The sequence below is a fragment of the Pseudomonas sp. EA_65y_Pfl2_P74 genome (assembly GCF_963970575.1).
GTDB classification, from domain to species: Bacteria; Pseudomonadota; Gammaproteobacteria; order Pseudomonadales; family Pseudomonadaceae; genus Aquipseudomonas; species Aquipseudomonas baetica_A.
This window is the reverse complement of the sequence record NZ_CAXAOQ010000010.1, coordinates 52,411-68,783: the sequence shown is the minus strand read 5'-3', so window position 1 is coordinate 68,783 and position 16,373 is coordinate 52,411. Positions and strand designations below refer to the sequence as shown.

Sequence of the window (16,373 nt, the reverse complement as noted above, 5' to 3'; positions counted from 1 at the left end):
AGGATTGAACCTCCGGATACAGGAGGTTCATCTCGCGGCTATTGCAAGAATGTAGCCAGATGCGTCCGTTCAGCGTTTGCCAGAACCCTGCATGACCAGTTTGATCAGCGGCCCAAGGCAGGTGCCCAGACGAATCAATCGGGTCAGCCCCCCGACGCCGCCGCTTTTCGCGCCTTTGCCGGTAATAAAGCCCAGCAGTGTGACAGCCGCCACGCCCCACAGCGGCGCGTGCTTGATGCCCAAGCCACCCTGCAGGTTTTGTGTCATGCCGCGCATCCGCTGCAGGGGCTGCATCACCTGACCCGCTTCATGGCGGATTTCCTGCCGGTGCATTTCCATGCGAAGGCGGATAAGCGCTTTGCGCATTTCCCGGCGTGAGCTGTTCTGTGGAAGTTCATGCAGGCTCATGGCAGCAGGCGCTCCCGGTCATTGGCCAGCTCTTCGAGCGTGCCGTGGAAGGGCGAGGATTCATCGAAGATCGCAGCCTTGAGGCGCAACCCACAGAAGATCGCCGCCAGGGTGTAGAACACGCACAGGCCGATGATCGCCGGGAGACGGTAGGTGTCCCAGAACACAATCAACACCAATGTCGATAAACCGACCAGCAACAGCAGGGCAAACACCAACGCTAGGCCTGCAAAGAGCAACAGGCTGACGGTGCGTGCTTTCTGCTCTTGCAATTCGATGCCGAACAGCTCGACATGACTGTGCAACAAGCCAAGGACGGCAGCGCCCAAACGCCGCGTGGAGGAGGCGGTGCCCGCAGTCGGGCCGGATTCACCGATCGACATGATCAGCGCCGAGTGGCCAGCAGGCCGATCAGGAAGCCGACGCCTGCCGCGATACCAACGGACTGCCAAGGGTTGGCCGACACGTAATCTTCGGTGGCAGTGACAGCGGCCTGACCACGATCACGCAGAGTGTCTTCGGTCAGTTTCAGGGTTTCCCTTGCACGCAGCAGACTGTCGTGGATCTGATCACGCAGTTCATCGGCCTGATCGCCTGCCAGACTGGCGGTGTGCTCGAGCAAACGTTCGGTGTCGGCGACTAATGTCTGGAAGTCGTTGATCAGGATTTCTTGAGCAGTCTTTGCCTTGATGCTAGCCATGGTGGATCTCCGTAGGTGGCGTCTGAATCGTTCGAGTATGAGCCTTGCGCGAAGGTTCAGTACAAATGACTGGTACAACTTTTGCTGTGTCGTGGTGCGTCGCCCGGCTGTCGTGCGCGGTTGCTGGGCACGCAATCAGGAAAACCTTAACTCAAACAATCCATGTTCGTGTCAGGACATCGACCTCGTGCGCCAAAGTGGTTCATCGGCCCCTGGGGTACATGACAGTTTGGTCGCAACTTGGTGCATGAAATGCCCGCACGAACTGCTTTGGTGCCTTTTTAAGCCCTCAGGTCTGCCTCTTTATGGAAAATCTGCAAAGCGCTGTGGACACGCTGGTTCACAGCTCCAATACGTTGTTCATTCTGATCGGTGCGGTGATGGTGCTGGCAATGCACGCCGGTTTCGCTTTTCTGGAGGTCGGTACGGTCCGCCAGAAAAACCAGGTCAACGCATTGTCGAAAATTCTCAGCGATTTCGCCGTCTCGACCCTGGCCTATTTCTTTATAGGTTATTGGATTTCCTACGGCGTGACCTTCATGCAACCGGCGGCGGTGTTGAGCGCCGATCATGGTTATGGGCTGGTGAAGTTTTTCTTCCTGCTGACTTTTGCGGCGGCGATCCCGGCAATCATTTCCGGCGGCATTGCCGAGCGAGCACGCTTTGTTCCGCAATTGTGCGCTACGGCGCTGATCGTGGCGTTCATCTATCCGTTTTTCGAGGGCATGGTCTGGAACGGCAACTATGGCCTGCAAGCCTGGCTGACGGCGCGGTTCGGTGCGGCGTTCCATGACTTTGCCGGTTCTGTGGTGGTACATGCCATGGGCGGCTGGCTGGCAATGGCGGCGGTGTTGCTGCTCGGCCCGCGTAATGGGCGTTATCGCGAAGGACGTCTGGTGGCCTTCGCGCCATCGAGCATCCCGTTTCTGGCCTTGGGCTCGTGGATCCTGATTGTTGGCTGGTTCGGCTTTAACGTGATGAGCGCGCAAACGCTGCAAGGGGTCAGTGGTCTGGTGGCTGTCAATTCGTTGATGGCGATGGTCGGTGGCACCATGACGGCATTGATCGTCGGACGCAATGACCCGGGTTTTCTGCATAACGGCCCGTTGGCCGGGTTGGTGGCGATCTGCGCAGGCTCTGATCTGATGCATCCGGTCGGTGCGCTGATAACCGGGGCCATTGCCGGTGCACTGTTTGTCTGGTGCTTTACCGCTGCGCAGGTCAAATGGCGCATCGACGATGTGTTGGGAGTGTGGCCATTGCACGGTTTGTGCGGCGTCTGGGGTGGGATTGCCTGCGGGATTTTCGGCCAGACAGCGCTCGGCGGTCTCGGTGGCGTGAGTCTGATCAGCCAATTGATTGGCTCGGCGCTCGGCGTTGCGGTGGCGCTGATCGGTGGTTTCGCCGTGTACGGTGTGATCAAGGCGTTGCATGGGCTGCGCCTGAGTCAGGAACAAGAGTATTACGGCGCCGACCTGTCATTGCACAAGATCGGCGCGGTGAGTCAGGACTAAGTTTCCTCATGATCGGCACCGGGGTAAAAACCGTGCAGCAGGCGATAGCGATCAATGCGTACCAGATCGACTTTTTCCTGTACCTGATGCGCCGGCAAACCGAGCATGATCAAGGCGTGCGAGGCCAGCATCAGGCTCGATTCCAACAGTTCCGGCACCACTTCGGTGGCGCCGGCGGCTTTCAATTCGGCCCATTGACTGTCGTCGCGGGTGCGCACCAGAATCGGTACATGTGCGTTGAGCCGGCGGGCTTCCTTGAGGATGCGCAGGGCGACATCGCTCTGATCCACCGCAATCACCAGCAGCCTTGCGCGAAGCAGGCCGACGGCAGTCAGGAGATCTGCGCGTGAGCAATCGCCATAATGCACGTCACTTTCTCCGGATGCAGCTTCCTGTACCCGCACCGGGTCGTTATCCAGAGCAATGTAGGGTTGCTTCGCATTGCACATGAAGCGGCCGATCGATTGGCCGACGCGGCCGTATCCACAAATAACCACATGCTTGTCGAGTTCGGCGTTGAGCGCGCTGATCTCCTCGATCTGTGCTTCCTGGTTGGGTTTGCGATGCAGGGTCGCAGCGATGCGTGGAGCTGCCCGCAGCAACAATGGTGTCAGTAGCATCGAGCAGAAGGTTGCCGCGAGCAGCAGCGCCCCCAATTCGTCGGGCATCATGCTGTTTTGTTGCATCTGCGCCATCAGCGCGAAACAGAATTCGCCGCCCTGTGCCAGGGCCAGACCGCTGCGCCAGGCGGTTTCACTGTCACTGCCGCGCCACTTCACCAGAAGCGCCACAACGATGCCCTTGATGACCATCAATCCGAGTGTGAGGCCGAGAATCAACAGGCTGTGGCTGACGAACAATTGCAGATCGATCAGCATGCCGATGCTGACGAAAAATACCCCGAGCAGAATGTCGCGAAAGGGCCGGATATCAGCCTCGATCTGATGCCGGTAGTGGCTTTCACCCAGCAGCATGCCGGCGAGGAAGGCGCCAAGTGCAGGGGACAGACCCAGCAGGTGAGTCAGCCATGCAGTCAGTAGCACAATTACCAGCGCCAACAGCACAAACAACTCTGCCGAGCGTGAAGCAGCCACTTCATGGAACAGCCGAGGCAACAACCAGCGACTGGCGAACAGCAGGCCGACAAACAGCACCCCGGTTTTCGCCAGGGTCAGCGGCAATGCCCAATACCATGCTTGATCGCTGCTGCCGGCGAACACCGGCACCAGCGTCAGCAGCAAAACGGCGACAACATCCTGAAACAGTAAAACGCCAATGGCATTCTGGCCATGACTGCTGAATACCTCGCCGAGGCTGCCCAGCTCTTTGGTCACGATCGCCGTGGACGACAATGACAGTCCGGCGCCGAGCAACAGCGCTGGAGTCATCGGCATGCCCAGCAGCATCAGCAGCAGCCCCAGCAGCGCTGCGCTGATAAGCACCTGCTGGCTGCCCAGGCGAAACACCACCTGGCGCAACGCGATCATCTTCGACAGGGAAAACTCCAGGCCCAGCGAAAACAGCAGAAACACGACGCCCAGTTCGGCCACGTCTGGCAGGTGTTCACTCTCGTTGACCCAGTCGAATGCGCTCGGCCCGACCAGCAGCCCCACGCACAGGTAACCCAGCACCGGCGGTAGCCGCAGACGACGGAACAGGGCAATCACCACGAGGGACGAGGCGAGGATGATCAGCAGGTTGGCAAACACTAGGCACTCCGATGTCAGGCTCTGGCTTCTCAAGCGTAGAGGCAAAAAGAGCGGAAGCATCGCGTAATTGGTTATTGCGTGAACTGATATGAGTCAGGGTTTTGCGAGGGAAACGCCAAAGAGGCGCTGAAGCCTTTGGGCGGTGGTGGCTCGACGGGTTTCCAGGGGAGGCCTAGAATAAATTCATTAAATTTTGGTTGAGCAACCATGCCTCCTGAATGTCAGTTGTTCGGCACCCTGGGGTGTCATTTGTGTGAAGTCGCTGAAGCCCAATTGATGCCTTTTGTCGAGCACGGCCTGCTTGTCGAACTGGTGGATATCGCTGAGGACGAGCGCTGGTTTGAGGCCTATAGCCTGCGGATTCCGGTGCTGCGCCGAGTCGACACCGGTGCGGAACTGGGCTGGCCGTTCAGTGCCGATGAGGTCGCGGCGTTCCTTGGTTGAGGAGCTTTACCGGATTATCCCGCTGGTCGCCGATGCGAATCCATCCCTTGGCACTTCACGGTTTATTCGGTTACTGTATGGGCATACAGTAATTGGGTCAGAGGGACGAACCGTGGTCAATGTCGAACAGTTGAAGAACAGCGTGAACCGGATGTCGGTTGACGTGGTGCGCGAGGCCGTTCTCGAATTGCGCCTTGACGGACTGGTCACGGAAGGCAAGACGCCATTCAACAAATTGCATTTCAACACGTGTTTTGCCGAGATCGAAGCCCTGTTTCAGCGCGCCGGTTACCACAAGCAATTGGATGTGGTTGGCTATCAGGGTTTGCTCTATGCCTTGTATGACCCGGGTCGCTGGGAGGCTGTCGATGTGTTGCGCTGGCTCAAGGAGTTCACCGAGGCGGCGGCACTCAAGTCGATTCCCGCCTGAGGATTCTGCGCTAGGTTCGCTTCTCTCATTGCGGGATAATGCCAGCCTGCATTGAGGGTCCGAATTTTCGTATGTCCACATCAACATTCTCTGCTGCGCAAAATCAGGCCAGCACGCTTTATCTGCCACCCGGTAAGTGGCCGACCGTACTCGATTGTCTGTGCGAGCACTTCAGTGCCATTGGTCGCGAGCAATGGCTGGACCGAATCGCCCGGGGGCGGGTACTCGATGGTCAGGGGCAGCCAATAGCGGTGGACCTGCCCTACAAGGAAGGCTTGCGGATTCACTACTTTCGCGAGGTGCCGGACGAAAAGCCGATCCCGGTGGTCGAGTCGATTCTCTATGCCGATGAGCACTTGGTGGTGGCTGACAAACCTCACTTCCTGCCTGTCACGCCGGCCGGCGAGTATGTCGAGCAGACCTTGCTGCGCCGGCTGATCCGGCGTCTGGATAATCCCCATCTGGTGCCATTGCACCGTATCGACCGGCATACGGCGGGGCTGGTGATTTTTTCTGCCAATCCACAAACCCGCTCGGCGTATCAGTCGCTATTTCCGACGCGGCAGATCGACAAACGCTACGAAGCCATTGCCCCTGCCTTGCCCGAACTGAGCTTCCCGTTGGTGCATAAGAGCCGCCTGATCGAGGGGGAACCGTTTTTCCGCATGCAGGAGGGGCCGGGAGTCAGTAACACTGAAACGGCTGTCGAGGTTCGGGAGAAGAATGGCAATCTCTGGCGCTACGGCCTGTATCCAGTGACCGGCAAGAAGCATCAACTGCGTGTCCACATGACCGCGCTGGGGGCAAGTATCTGCAACGATCCGTTTTACCCGGATGCGCTGAAAGACGTTGAGGACGACTATGCCAATCCGCTGAAACTCTTGGCGCAAGGACTTCGTTTTATCGACCCGGTAACAGGTGAGGAGCGCGAGTTCGAGAGTCATATCACCCTGCAATGGTGACGCCGTGCGCACTTTTTGAGTGTCCATGAAAAAGCCCGCATGAAAATGCGGGCTTTTCTGTATCCGTTGTCGACGTAGAGCTTAAAGCTCTTTAACGGTACGAACCTGATCCTTGTTGATGCGAGTTTCTTTACCGTCCAGCTGTTTGAACTCGTAGAAACCTGAATCTTCGTCGTATTGCGGGGTGTCGACGGCCTGGATTTCGCGACCGTCATTCAAGGTGATCACTGTAGGCGAGGAGCAACCGGCGAGGGTAGCGAGGCCCAGTGCGAGCATGAAAGTGGCGAGGGTCCGTTGAGTCATTAGTGTGTCTCCGAATGGGAATTCTTTTGGTTACTGAGCTTGAGACGTACGCAAGACGTCAGAGTTCCTTCGATAATGTCAGTCTGACACGGTGTTGTGTGAATTTAACAGGTCGGGGGTGTTCAGGTTAGCCAGTCGCGGGTCGTTGTCGGGGCATTGCAGGGCATTGGCGCCCAAGCTGCGCATCACTCGGCCGGGGCTGCGTTCACCGGCGTTCCAGGCGTCTTCGAAGGCCGGTAAAAGGGCGGCCGGAATCACGCAGAGCAAAGGTTCCCAGTGCTTGCCGTGGCGCAACATTAAAGGTTTGTCAGGATGCCGGTTGGCGGTTTCGCGCATGTCGTGCAGCAGCGCTGCGTCGATACTCGGAACATCACATGGCAATACCAGCAGGTGAGGATGGCGCGCGGATTTCAGGCCCGCACGAATGCCCGCCAATGGTCCTGGAAAGTCGCTCTCGTCATCGATCACCAATTGATCGGCGAACAGCGCATAACGCTCGCGATTGCGATTGCAGGAGATGATCAGGTCGTCAGTCAGTGGGCGAGTCTTGCGCTGCAAATGTGCGATCAGCGGGTCGCCCCTCCACTCCACCAGACCTTTGTCCTGACCGCCCATGCGCTGGCCGCGTCCGCCTGCCAGAAGGAGAATGGAGCAGGGCGGCAGTTGCGTCTTCAAGGTCATGGCTGCTCTCCAGAGGGGCGGCAAAAAAAGGGGGCGCTGTGATATAACACCGGGCTGTTTCCCCTACAACTGGACGAGCCTATGAAAGCCAAGGCTGATGTACCTTTCGTGCCGCTCAATATTGCGGTTCTGACTGTCAGCGATACCCGAACCCTGGAAACCGACACCTCCGGTCAGGTCTTCGTGGACCGCTTGACTGCAGCTGGCCACGTTCTGGCCGAGCGTGTCTTGCTTAAAGATGACCTCTACAAAATTCGAGCGCAAGTCGCCCACTGGATCGCCGATGATGTCGTGCAGGTTGTGCTGATCACCGGTGGCACCGGTTTCACGGGGCGTGACAGCACGCCAGAAGCCGTGGCGTGCTTGCTCGACAAGCAAGTGGATGGGTTTGGCGAGTTGTTCCGGCAGATATCGGTGGCCGATATCGGCACCTCTACCGTGCAGTCCCGTGCGCTGGCCGGCCTGGCGAATGGCACACTGGTTTGCTGCTTGCCGGGTTCGACCAACGCCGTGCGCACGGGCTGGGATGGCATTCTTGGCGAGCAATTGGACGCTCGCCACCGCCCGTGCAATTTCGTGCCTCATCTGAAAAAGGCGATGCCTTGTGAGTCCCGTGGGTAAGCCGGGCAAGACGGGCTCGCTGATGCCGGTCGAGGAAGCGCTGGCGCGTTTGCTGGATATGGCCGAAGCCTCGCCAATCGTCGAGCATGAGTATTTGCCACTGGCGCTGGTCGAAGGTCGGGTGCTGGCCGAAGATTTGATTTCGCTCCTCGATCTGCCACCTTGGCCCAATAGCGCCATGGATGGATATGCCCTGAACCTGGCCGACTGGACCGGCGAACCTCTGCCAGTCAGTCAAAAGGTGTTTGCCGGGCAGTCTCCCGAAGCTCTGAAACCCGGTACCTGTGCGCGCATCTTTACGGGAGCGCCGGTACCGTCTGGGGCTGATTGCGTAGAAATGCAGGAAAACGCTGACGTTCAGACTGATGGAACCGTACGCTTCATCGAACCGATGAAGATCGGCCAGAACATTCGCCCACAAGGCCAGGAAACAACGGTCGGTGAGTTGATCCTGTCGGCCGGAACCCGGCTTGGCCCGATTGAGCAAGGTTTGGCTGCTTCGCTGGGCTGCGCCGGTCTGACGGTTGTGCGCAAGGTTCGGGTGGCGGTGATTTCCACTGGCGACGAATTGGTCGAGCCGGGTCAACCGCTGGGGCCAGGGCAGATCTACAACAGTAATCGGGTGCTGCTGTGCAGTTGGTTACAGCGTCTGGGCTGTGAAGTGATCGACGCAGGCATTCTTCCGGATGATCTGGCTGCCACCCGCGCTCGCTTGGGTGAGTTGCAGGATGTTGATCTGATTCTTTCCACCGGAGGCGTTTCGGTGGGAGAGGCTGATTTTCTGGGTGTCGCTTTGCGAGAAGAGGGCGAACTGGGCCTTTGGAAGCTGGCAATCAAGCCCGGAAAGCCGCTGACATTTGGCCATTTCCGCAATGTGCCCGTTATCGGGTTGCCCGGTAACCCGGCTTCGACGTTGGTGACTTTCGCGCTGCTGGCTCGGCCTTACCTGATGAGGCGCCAAGGCGTGCGGGATGTCGGCCCCCTGAAGTTCAAGGTGCCAGCAGGCTTTGTCTGGCCTGTTGCCGGCAATCGGCGTGAATACTTGCGGGGGCGTCTTGAACAGGGGAGGGCGACTATCTACAGTAACCAGAGCTCAGGTGTGTTGCGCAGCGCCGCGTGGGCAGACGGATTGGTTGAAGTATTGGAGGGGGGCACTCTGCTCGAAGGAGACGAGGTCGTCTTCATTCCGCTGAGTGATCTCCTGGGCTGAACCCTGCTTCGCAAATGCAGGCGTCGACTGATCCTGTCGACGCCTGCAATGTTTCGTTCGGTCAATGGCTGATCAGTGCAACAAGCTGGTCGAATCGGCTATTGGCCACCCAACCCAACAGACTCAGCACTACGGCTGTTGCGCCCGCCGAGTAGGCGAGACGGTGTTTGATCGTTCTGACGTCACTTCGGACTTCGTCCATGTCCCGTCGAATGTATTTGAGGTGGGTTTCCAACTCGGTCACACGAGGTTCCATATCTGTTTCTCCAGTGGTCTTGGTGCTGCTTTTGAAATCGGACTTGTGACTCGCGCGACATTCGGCGAGAGGGGCAACCGGACTCACTGGCATTCTGGCTTCATGGCTTGACATGGACATATCCACTTGCTGTTTCAAATGTACGCCAGCGACCTTTTTCATCTTTCGAGCTATTAAAAAACCTTGGGGAGTTTCCACTCATTACATGCACATCCTTGTGTTGTCGGATTGATGATTGATACCGCCGGCACACGGTGACCCAACTGTTCTGTGTGGTCAATTGAGCCGATTCCGCATGTTTCGTAAGAAAAAGTACCGCTGTGTAGGACGCTTCGGCCGGCAATTGAATTAATTGTCATTGCTGTGGCTTTTTTGCGCGACACGGCGGTCAACATGTTTCAATCGATTCAATTCAGGGAGTGACGCTATGAGTGAACGCCGGGCGCTGTTGGTTCTGCATGGCAAGCAGGCACTCAACGAGGCCGTTCGCACCGCGGTAGAGAACAAGCGCAAGCAAGGCTGGGAGTTGGCGGTACGCCTGACCTGGGAAGCGGGGGATGCCCAGCGATGGGTCGAGCAAGCGTTGGCGGACGGGTACACGAAAATTATTGCTGGCGGCGGAGACGGCACGTTGCGCGATATCGCCGAAACCCTTGCGGCGCATCCAGGCAAAGCCAGTCTGGTGCTATTGCCTTTGGGAACTGCCAACGACTTTTCCCGCGCAGCAGGGATCCCGCTGGAGCCGGCCAATGCGCTTGAACTTCTTGATGTACCGCCGTGTGACATTGATCTGGGGGAAGTGGGCGGGCAGGTCTTCCTGAATATGGCTACCGGCGGTTTCGGCAGTCAGGTTACGGCCAATACTTCAGAAGAGCTGAAAAAAGTATTGGGTGGTGCAGCCTATCTGTTCACCGGTTTGTCGCGGTTCAGTGAGCTGCATGCTGCTTATGGTGAGCTGCAAGGGCCGGATTTTCACTGGAGCGGCGAGTTGCTGGCATTGGGGATCGGCAACGGGCGTCAGGCGGGTGGCGGGCATGTATTGTGTCCGCAGGCGCTTGCCGATGACGGTTTGCTTGATATCAGCATCTTGCCCGCACCACAGGAGTTGGCCGGCACCTTGAAGTCGCTGCTCAGCGATGGTTTCGGTATCGACAACATGTTTGTCAGAACCCGATTGCCTTGGGTCGAAATCAAGGTCGCTGAAGGGCTGTACATCAATCTTGATGGTGAGCCGCTGGAAGGCAGCAGCATGCGGTTCGAGGCGCGGCCAGCGGCGTTGCAGGTTCACCTGCCGAGGAGTTCGCCGCTATTGACCATCAAGCCATCAGTCAGTCGTCCAGACTGATGATCTGTTCGCGCACGGCGAACAGTACAAGGCCCGCCACATCGTAGATTTGCAGGCGTTTCATGATCTGCGAACGGTGGGTCTCTACAGTCTTGATGCTCAAACCCAGGCCATTGGCGATTTCCCGGGTGGATTTGCCGCGTACGATCAAACGCAGGATTTCCAGCTGTCGGGCAGTCAGGTTGTGCGAGTCGGCGGTTTCCGGTTGCTGCTTCTGATTGCGGGTCAGCGCCTGGTTGATCACGGTGTGGGCGATGGCCGGACTCAAGTAACGCTCGTTGTTGCGCAAGGCTTCCAGGGCGTGCTCGAGTTCGGTGGCTGTGGTGTCCTTGAGCAGGTAGCCGTGGGCACCGGACTCCAGTGCCTGCATGATCAGCGCAGGGTCGGTGTGCATCGACAGGATCAGCACTTTGCTCTGCGCACGCACGCGCTTTAACCGTTGCAAAGCTTCCAGCCCGCCGGTTTCTTTCATGGAAATATCCAGCAGCACGATATCGGGACTCAGTTGCTCGACCATTTCGAGCAATTGCGAGCCGTCATTGGCCTCGCCAATCACCGCGTAACCGGGAATATCCAGCACCAGAGCGCGCACGCCGGCCCTGATCAGCGAGTGGTCATCCACCAGAAGTAAGTTGCAAGTCAACGCATAACCTTATTCGTACTGGCCCGTTCGAGTGCACGGGGGGCCCAGGGGAAAAGTGCTTCGATTCGAGTGCCTTTGCCGGGCTCACTGATAACGTTCAGGGTGCCACCCAATTGCTCGATCCGTTCGGCCATCCCGGCCATGCCTCGCTGTCCTTCACGACCTGGATTGGCGGCAGGGGCAAATCCCCGTCCGTCATCGCTGATCAGCAACGTCAGGCCCTTTGGCAGGCGTTGCACGCGTATCACCAGATTTTTCGCCTGCGCGTGACGCAGGATATTGGTCACCGCCTCCTGGGTGATGCGAAAGGCGGCGACCGCCATTTCTTCCGGGATGCCGTTAAGGCGCTGCTGGCAATCGAGGCTCCAGTGCACGCTTGTATGAGTCAATGTCTTGAGCAGATGTGCTCTCAGGCTGGCTTCAAGGCCAAGGCTGGTCAATTGGCGAGGATTGAGAATGGCCGAAACATCGCGCACCTTGTTGAGCGTTTCCTCAAGGGTTTCGCACAGTGCGGTGCATTGGTCCTGCAAGTCTTCCGGCATCCGCCGTTTGAGCCAGTCGCTCTGCAGCTTGGCGGCGGTCAGCAATTGGCCGATATCATCGTGCAGCTCGCGGCTAAGGCGGTGGCGCTCGTTTTCCTGGACTTCGAGCAGGCGGTCGGCGAGCTCCTGCGGCTGGAATTTGATTGATTTGCGTGACAGCCGATATTGCACCCAGACACAGGTGGTAGCCGCGACCTCAAGCAACAACAGTCCGAGGCCAATGTGTGCGGAAAAGCCATAGGTCAACAGGCTGCCAAGTGTGGCCGCGACACAAAGGATGAGTGTGAACCGGCGGGCGTTTTCCCGAGAGGGTGGCCATGTGGTGATTGACTTGAGACTGGCGTACATAACGGATGGAGCCAATGGATGTTCGCTGCGGGTAGACCGGCCGGTGGCTGGCGGGTCTCTGTCTGAAAATGCTGTCAATTATGTTATTGATTTCAACGCGGTTCAGTGATCGTGTTTGGCTGCCAACTTCGCTGGAGTGCCTATAGGTGGAGTCACTGTGCCATTAACTTGAGAGCAACTAATGGGCGGCATAATACCACTTAAGATACCGTTGGTCGCGCTTGCTATATATGTCCGAGAAGTCAGGAATATGTGTGGTGTCGGGCACAATTGCCATAATGGGAAAAGTCAATCTATTGTGTTCAATAGATATCTGCGTGCCTGAAGTTGAGTTTCAACACACAGGTAAACCCTGAGCCCAGCCGGAAATATCCATGGCTGTCAGGTGTGATGATTTAATTCGATTTGTCGCTGACAGGCATGAACTATTCAATCACGACATTTGGCGGCCTCTTCAGTCATGGCGTGCGCCGGATCAGGCCTGTCGCTCCGAAAAGGCCAGGAGGGGCAAACGTTTGGCGGTGGGGGCTGGCTGAAACCGAGTTTGACCGACTTGAAAGGCGAAGGCATCGATCAGCGAGGCCTGTTCACTTTTATCGAGGCTCAGTTGTCCGGTGCTCTGATCGACCAGTTCAAGTTGCCAGGCCATCAGCGTGAAGCAATCTTTCAAGGCAACCAGGGCCTGTTCGTGCAGGTCGACGTGGTCCTGCACCGGGTTGAGCAAGTCGTAAATGTGCCGTGAGAACTCGGAAATAGCCTCAAGCGCCAGGGCCTCAGCCCTGCTTGCAAGCTTGAGCAGCGTGCTGAGCATGCAGTCGATGGCGTCCTTGTCGTTGCTGATCAGTTGTAGATGGCTGAGGCATTCTTCGGACTTGGCCAGGAGTGTTTCGGCCTCGACCAGAAATTCGGGGAAGCGTTGCGCCCACTCTTTACGGTCGATCGGCATGCTTATCTCCACAACGTCATGTCTGGTGAGGGAGTGCCGTGTGTGACGACGATCATGAATCGTCGGGAGATCGCGCCCAGACGTGCAGGTGCACAGACTGAGAGGTTCCAGAGGGGTTGTTGCCACTGAACTGCGATCGCACACAATAGCCTGACTCCGTTCATGCAATGAGAATGGCGTCACATTAATGGCTATTGGATATTGCGAATATCAGGTTGATCCTGATTGTTACTAGGGGAATCCCTTAGGCGCGGGAACCTACAGTGCAAACCGAGGTCGCGCCGCAAAGAATGTAGCAGATGAAAATCACGGCGCCAGTAAAGCATGATGTTAATGTGACATCAATGGTGCGTTGTGGCATTTTGATGGTGAATTTTGCGGGAATCAAGATTCGTCATAGACCGCCGATAACCCCTTTTAGTGAATTCATCAGAACAAGCCCAGGAGTCATTGATGGCCGGCATTCTCGACACGGTAGACCAACGCACGCAACTGGTGGGTGAGAATCGCCTGGAAATTCTCATGTTCCGGCTGGCCGGGCGCCAATTGTTCGCGATCAACGTGTTCAAGGTTCAGGAAGTGCTGCAACTGCCAAAGCTGACCCTGATGCCTCAGCGTCACCCGTTCGTCTGCGGCGTGGTCAACCTGCGTGGGCAGACGTTGCCGGTGATCGACCTGTCGCAAGCAATCGGTATGCGTCCACTGGTACCTGGTCCGAACAGCACCATCATCGTTACCGAGTACAACCGTTCGGTGCAGGCATTCCTCGTTGGTGGTGTGGATCGCATCGTCAACATGAACTGGGAAGCCATTCTGCCGCCGCCGACCAGTGCTGGCCGTCAACACTATCTGACGGCGATCAGCAAAGTCGACGATCAACTGGTGGAAATCATCGATGTCGAGAAAGTGCTTGCCGAGATCGTCCCGTACAACGCCAAGGTCTCGCGTGACAAACTCGACGATCCGGTGCTGGAACGCGCCCGTGATCGCGAAGTCCTGTTGGTGGACGACTCCAACGTGGCGCTCTCGCAATTGCGTGACACCCTCGGCCAGCTCGGCGTGAAAATGCACATTGCCAGCGATGGTCTGAAGGCACTGAACATGCTCAAGGCTTGGGCGGATACCGGCGTGAACATGACGGACAAACTGCTGATGGTATTCACCGATGCGGAAATGCCGGAGATGGACGGCTATCGCCTGACCACCGAAATTCGTAACGATCCACGTCTGCGTGGTCTGTATGTGGTGTTGCACACCTCGTTGTCCGGCAGTTTCAACGAATCGATGGTGAAGAAGGTTGGCTGCGACAATTTCCTCTCCAAGTTCCAGCCGGACAAGCTGGTCGACGTGGTACGCCAGCGTCTGATGCTCGACGAAGTGCCAGCGTGATGGATCTGTTCGAAGGCTGACCTCTCGTCAGCCTTTGATTCGCGGGTGAAGCTCGTATAGGGTGGCGTTTTTGCCCACAAGGGAGTTGGCCATGCTGCGTCTGAGCGCGCTTTATCGTTACCCGTTGAAATCCGGCAAGGCCGAGGTTCTGCAAGGGATCAGCCTGGACAAGCTGGGACTGGAGGGCGATCGACGCTGGATGTTGGTCGACGAAGCCAGCGGCCGTTTCCTGACCCAACGCGCCGAAGCGAAAATGAGCCAGCTGTCCGCGCTTTGGAATGCTCAGGGTGGTCTCACCTTGAGCGCGCCTGAGCATGCTTCAATCGACATCACCTTGCCTGCCAGCGATGCGCAGTTACGTGGCGTGACCATCTGGCGCGACACGTTGCGTGTGCCGGATGCCGGTGACGAAGCGGCAAATTGGGTCAGCGAATTCATCGGTAAACCGACCCGTCTGGTGCAAGTACCGCTGGACCGGGCACGCACGACTCAGGCCGGTTTTGGCAAGGACGACGACCAAATCGCCTTCGCCGATGGTTTTCCACTGTTGCTGATCGGTGAAGCCTCGTTGCAACACCTGTCGAAACAGGTCGGGCGGCCGTTGGAAATGCTGCGTTTCCGGCCGAATCTGGTGATCGAAGGCAGCGAGGCGTACGCCGAAGACAGCTGGAAGCGTATCCGTATCGGCGATGTCGAATTGCGCGTGGTCAAGTCATGCTCGCGTTGCATTCTGACCACGATTGATCCGCAGACCGGCGAGCGCAGCGCTGATCGTGAACCGCTGGCGACCCTGCAGAAAACCCGTGCCCAGGCCGACGGTGCGATGTTCGGTCAGAATCTGGTCAACGACGGCAATGGTCGTCTGGAAGTCGGGATGGCGGTAGAAATTCTCGAGTAATCGATGCCAGAACGAAAAATGCCCGTGTCCTTGGACACGGGCATTTTTTTATCGCGCAGGAACCCGCTGGGTTTAGCCGCGGTATTCGCACAGGTAAGCGGTGTCGACCGCGACTTTCAGCTGGAATTTGCTGTTGGCCGGCACGTTGAACTGGCTTCCGGCGGCGAAGGTTTCCCAGTTGTTGCTGTCCGGCAGTTTGACGGTCAGTGCGCCAGACACTACGTGCATGATTTCACGCTGGCTGGTGCCGAATTCGTATTCGCCCGGGGCCATGACGCCGATGGTCGCCGGACCTTCAGCGGTGCCAAAGGCGATCGACTTGACGGTGCCGTCGAAGTACTCGTTGACTTTAAACATGGGCGATTCCTCGAAAAGGGCTAAAAAGTGAGGCGGCCAGTATGCACAAGGCTTTTAACGCCGTCACGCCCCTAAAGCGGCAGAACCAGCGGCAGCAGGCGCGCGGTGTTGCGTGCATCCTCCAGCGCTCGGTGTTGCTGACCACTGAACTGCATCCCGGCCAGTTGCAGCGCACCATTGAGGCCCAGCGGCCGCTCCAGGCGCCGGGCCTTGGCGAAGCGTTGCTTGAGGTTCATGTGCGGCACCCGGCTTAAGGCGCTGTCGAATTGCAGCCGCTGCCATTCCTGAAGTAGTTGTTTGCGGTCGTAATCGCCCCAGCTCACCCAGCCTTCGAGGCGCGTCTGATGCTGACCGAGCCAGCGTTCGAAGGCCGGCCAAACCTCGGTCAACGGCAGCGCCGCGTCGATATTGGCTTGAGTGATGTGTGTGAGTTCGCGACAGAACGGCGTCAGCAAGGGCCGTCGTGTCGGTTTGACGAAGCGCTGGAAGTGATCCTGCTCGCGTCCGGTACGATCAACCAGCGTGGCGCCGATCTCGATAATTTCCATTTCGGTGACCGGCCAGCCACCCTCGTCGGTGGTGGCTTCCAGATCTATGACCAGCCAGTGAGGCATCGCAGGGTTCCTGATTTCCGCGTCCTGATTCATCAGAGCGTAGTCAAACCCTG

General features: G+C 57.7%; 21 protein-coding genes. 9 read left to right on the top strand and 12 right to left on the bottom strand.

Annotated elements, in window-relative coordinates; all coding sequences use genetic code 11:
• Window positions 1-69: 69 nt before the first annotated feature.
• From AACY18_RS10150 to AACY18_RS10140, 3 genes are read right to left on the bottom strand one after another with little or no spacing between them, the layout of a single operon-like run.
• On the bottom strand, window positions 70-408 hold the full coding sequence (locus AACY18_RS10150) for a hypothetical protein (RefSeq protein ID WP_339464794.1): 339 nt from the start codon (window positions 406-408) through the stop codon (window positions 70-72).
• Window positions 405-791 (bottom strand): phage holin family protein, encoded by a 387-nt coding sequence (locus tag AACY18_RS10145; RefSeq protein WP_221729181.1) that lies wholly within the window; start codon window positions 789-791, stop codon window positions 405-407. The genes AACY18_RS10150 and AACY18_RS10145 overlap by 4 nt, the downstream gene beginning before the upstream one ends.
• A gap of 2 nt (window positions 792-793) precedes the next feature.
• Window positions 794-1,108, bottom strand: a complete 315-nt coding sequence (locus tag AACY18_RS10140; protein WP_339431214.1) for a DUF883 family protein — start codon at window positions 1,106-1,108, stop codon at window positions 794-796.
• 305 nt (window positions 1,109-1,413) lie between these two features.
• On the opposite strand from AACY18_RS10140, the gene AACY18_RS10135 reads away from it, so the two are divergent.
• Window positions 1,414-2,622, top strand: a complete 1,209-nt coding sequence (locus AACY18_RS10135) for an ammonium transporter (protein ID WP_339464793.1) — start codon at window positions 1,414-1,416, stop codon at window positions 2,620-2,622.
• Here the strand turns inward: AACY18_RS10135 and AACY18_RS10130 are convergent.
• Window positions 2,619-4,331: a cation:proton antiporter gene (locus AACY18_RS10130; RefSeq protein WP_339464792.1), complete on the bottom strand. Its 1,713-nt coding sequence runs from the start codon at window positions 4,329-4,331 to the stop codon at window positions 2,619-2,621. The two genes, AACY18_RS10135 and AACY18_RS10130, sit on opposite strands and share 4 nt — an antisense overlap.
• 207 nt (window positions 4,332-4,538) lie before the next feature.
• Here AACY18_RS10130 and AACY18_RS10125 point away from each other — a divergent pair, with 207 nt between their 5' ends.
• The 3 genes from AACY18_RS10125 to AACY18_RS10115 all read left to right on the top strand — a co-directional run bounded on the left by AACY18_RS10125 (window position 4,539) and on the right by AACY18_RS10115 (window position 6,167).
• A complete protein-coding gene (locus AACY18_RS10125) occupies window positions 4,539-4,775 on the top strand; it encodes a glutaredoxin family protein (RefSeq protein WP_339431217.1) in 237 nt (78 codons plus the stop codon).
• A 112-nt stretch (window positions 4,776-4,887) separates the two neighbouring features.
• Window positions 4,888-5,205: a transcriptional regulator gene (locus tag AACY18_RS10120; protein WP_003226726.1), complete on the top strand. Its 318-nt coding sequence runs from the start codon at window positions 4,888-4,890 to the stop codon at window positions 5,203-5,205.
• A gap of 71 nt (window positions 5,206-5,276) precedes the next feature.
• Window positions 5,277-6,167, top strand: coding sequence for a pseudouridine synthase (locus AACY18_RS10115; protein WP_339464791.1), 891 nt, complete (start codon window positions 5,277-5,279; stop codon window positions 6,165-6,167).
• A gap of 81 nt (window positions 6,168-6,248) precedes the next feature.
• On the opposite strand, the gene AACY18_RS10110 is transcribed toward AACY18_RS10115, so the two are convergent.
• Complete coding sequence (locus AACY18_RS10110; protein WP_339431219.1) at window positions 6,249-6,470, bottom strand: YgdI/YgdR family lipoprotein; 222 nt, start codon at window positions 6,468-6,470, stop codon at window positions 6,249-6,251.
• Between the two features lie 78 nt (window positions 6,471-6,548).
• Window positions 6,549-7,151, bottom strand: coding sequence for a molybdenum cofactor guanylyltransferase MobA (gene mobA / locus AACY18_RS10105; protein WP_339464790.1), 603 nt, complete (start codon window positions 7,149-7,151; stop codon window positions 6,549-6,551).
• A gap of 81 nt (window positions 7,152-7,232) precedes the next feature.
• On the opposite strand from mobA, the gene moaB reads away from it, so the two are divergent.
• Both moaB and AACY18_RS10095 read left to right on the top strand, forming a co-directional pair.
• Window positions 7,233-7,772, top strand: coding sequence for a molybdenum cofactor biosynthesis protein B (moaB, locus tag AACY18_RS10100; RefSeq protein WP_339431221.1), 540 nt, complete (start codon window positions 7,233-7,235; stop codon window positions 7,770-7,772).
• Window positions 7,756-8,982, top strand: coding sequence for a molybdopterin molybdotransferase MoeA (locus tag AACY18_RS10095; protein ID WP_339464789.1), 1,227 nt, complete (start codon window positions 7,756-7,758; stop codon window positions 8,980-8,982). Before moaB ends, AACY18_RS10095 begins: the two co-directional genes overlap by 17 nt.
• Window positions 8,983-9,043: 61 nt before the next feature.
• Here the strand turns inward: AACY18_RS10095 and AACY18_RS10090 are convergent, their stop codons facing one another.
• Window positions 9,044-9,352, bottom strand: a complete 309-nt coding sequence (locus AACY18_RS10090) for a hypothetical protein (RefSeq protein ID WP_339431274.1) — start codon at window positions 9,350-9,352, stop codon at window positions 9,044-9,046.
• A 313-nt stretch (window positions 9,353-9,665) separates the two neighbouring features.
• Here AACY18_RS10090 and yegS point away from each other — a divergent pair, with 313 nt between their 5' ends.
• Entirely contained in the window at window positions 9,666-10,583 is a 918-nt protein-coding gene (yegS, locus tag AACY18_RS10085; RefSeq protein ID WP_339431223.1) for a lipid kinase YegS, read from the top strand.
• Here the strand turns inward: yegS and AACY18_RS10080 are convergent.
• From AACY18_RS10080 to AACY18_RS10070, 3 genes are all read right to left on the bottom strand, one after another.
• Window positions 10,567-11,226: a response regulator transcription factor gene (locus AACY18_RS10080; RefSeq protein ID WP_339431224.1), complete on the bottom strand. Its 660-nt coding sequence runs from the start codon at window positions 11,224-11,226 to the stop codon at window positions 10,567-10,569. The two genes, yegS and AACY18_RS10080, sit on opposite strands and share 17 nt — an antisense overlap.
• Window positions 11,223-12,116: a sensor histidine kinase gene (locus AACY18_RS10075; RefSeq protein ID WP_339431275.1), complete on the bottom strand. Its 894-nt coding sequence runs from the start codon at window positions 12,114-12,116 to the stop codon at window positions 11,223-11,225. Before AACY18_RS10075 ends, AACY18_RS10080 begins: the two co-directional genes overlap by 4 nt.
• 475 nt (window positions 12,117-12,591) lie before the next feature.
• Entirely contained in the window at window positions 12,592-13,062 is a 471-nt protein-coding gene (locus AACY18_RS10070; protein WP_339431225.1) for a hypothetical protein, read from the bottom strand.
• Window positions 13,063-13,515: 453 nt separating this feature from the next.
• Between AACY18_RS10070 and AACY18_RS10065 the strand changes: the two genes are divergently transcribed.
• Both AACY18_RS10065 and AACY18_RS10060 read left to right on the top strand, forming a co-directional pair.
• Complete coding sequence (locus AACY18_RS10065; RefSeq protein ID WP_339431226.1) at window positions 13,516-14,451, top strand: chemotaxis protein CheV; 936 nt, start codon at window positions 13,516-13,518, stop codon at window positions 14,449-14,451.
• A gap of 91 nt (window positions 14,452-14,542) precedes the next feature.
• On the top strand, window positions 14,543-15,349 hold the full coding sequence (locus AACY18_RS10060) for an MOSC domain-containing protein (RefSeq protein WP_339464788.1): 807 nt from the start codon (window positions 14,543-14,545) through the stop codon (window positions 15,347-15,349).
• Window positions 15,350-15,421: 72 nt separating this feature from the next.
• On the opposite strand, the gene ppnP is transcribed toward AACY18_RS10060, so the two are convergent.
• Both ppnP and AACY18_RS10050 read right to left on the bottom strand, forming a co-directional pair.
• On the bottom strand, window positions 15,422-15,706 hold the full coding sequence (gene ppnP / locus AACY18_RS10055; RefSeq protein WP_221729165.1) for a pyrimidine/purine nucleoside phosphorylase: 285 nt from the start codon (window positions 15,704-15,706) through the stop codon (window positions 15,422-15,424).
• Window positions 15,707-15,777: 71 nt separating this feature from the next.
• A complete protein-coding gene (locus AACY18_RS10050; protein WP_339431228.1) occupies window positions 15,778-16,320 on the bottom strand; it encodes an exonuclease domain-containing protein in 543 nt (180 codons plus the stop codon).
• Window positions 16,321-16,373 lie beyond the last annotated feature (53 nt).

Bases quoted from the DNA above. Each gene is read 5' to 3' on its own strand.
- AACY18_RS10125 (WP_339431217.1), top strand. From the start codon at position 4,539: ATGCCTCCTGAATGTCAGTTGTTCGGCACCCTGGGGTGTCATTTGTGT.
- AACY18_RS10135 (WP_339464793.1), top strand. From the start codon at position 1,414: ATGGAAAATCTGCAAAGCGCTGTGGACACGCTGGTTCACAGCTCCAAT.
- AACY18_RS10090 (WP_339431274.1), bottom strand. From the start codon at position 9,352: ATGTCAAGCCATGAAGCCAGAATGCCAGTGAGTCCGGTTGCCCCTCTC.
- AACY18_RS10150 (WP_339464794.1), bottom strand. From the start codon at position 408: ATGAGCCTGCATGAACTTCCACAGAACAGCTCACGCCGGGAAATGCGC.
- AACY18_RS10065 (WP_339431226.1), top strand. From the start codon at position 13,516: ATGGCCGGCATTCTCGACACGGTAGACCAACGCACGCAACTGGTGGGT.
- ppnP (WP_221729165.1), bottom strand. From the start codon at position 15,706: ATGTTTAAAGTCAACGAGTACTTCGACGGCACCGTCAAGTCGATCGCC.
- AACY18_RS10140 (WP_339431214.1), bottom strand. From the start codon at position 1,108: ATGGCTAGCATCAAGGCAAAGACTGCTCAAGAAATCCTGATCAACGAC.
- mobA (WP_339464790.1), bottom strand. From the start codon at position 7,151: ATGACCTTGAAGACGCAACTGCCGCCCTGCTCCATTCTCCTTCTGGCA.
- AACY18_RS10070 (WP_339431225.1), bottom strand. From the start codon at position 13,062: ATGCCGATCGACCGTAAAGAGTGGGCGCAACGCTTCCCCGAATTTCTG.
- AACY18_RS10110 (WP_339431219.1), bottom strand. From the start codon at position 6,470: ATGACTCAACGGACCCTCGCCACTTTCATGCTCGCACTGGGCCTCGCT.
- AACY18_RS10060 (WP_339464788.1), top strand. From the start codon at position 14,543: ATGCTGCGTCTGAGCGCGCTTTATCGTTACCCGTTGAAATCCGGCAAG.
- AACY18_RS10115 (WP_339464791.1), top strand. From the start codon at position 5,277: ATGTCCACATCAACATTCTCTGCTGCGCAAAATCAGGCCAGCACGCTT.
- AACY18_RS10145 (WP_221729181.1), bottom strand. From the start codon at position 791: ATGTCGATCGGTGAATCCGGCCCGACTGCGGGCACCGCCTCCTCCACG.
- AACY18_RS10075 (WP_339431275.1), bottom strand. From the start codon at position 12,116: ATGTACGCCAGTCTCAAGTCAATCACCACATGGCCACCCTCTCGGGAA.
- AACY18_RS10050 (WP_339431228.1), bottom strand. From the start codon at position 16,320: ATGCCTCACTGGCTGGTCATAGATCTGGAAGCCACCACCGACGAGGGT.
- moaB (WP_339431221.1), top strand. From the start codon at position 7,233: ATGAAAGCCAAGGCTGATGTACCTTTCGTGCCGCTCAATATTGCGGTT.
- yegS (WP_339431223.1), top strand. From the start codon at position 9,666: ATGAGTGAACGCCGGGCGCTGTTGGTTCTGCATGGCAAGCAGGCACTC.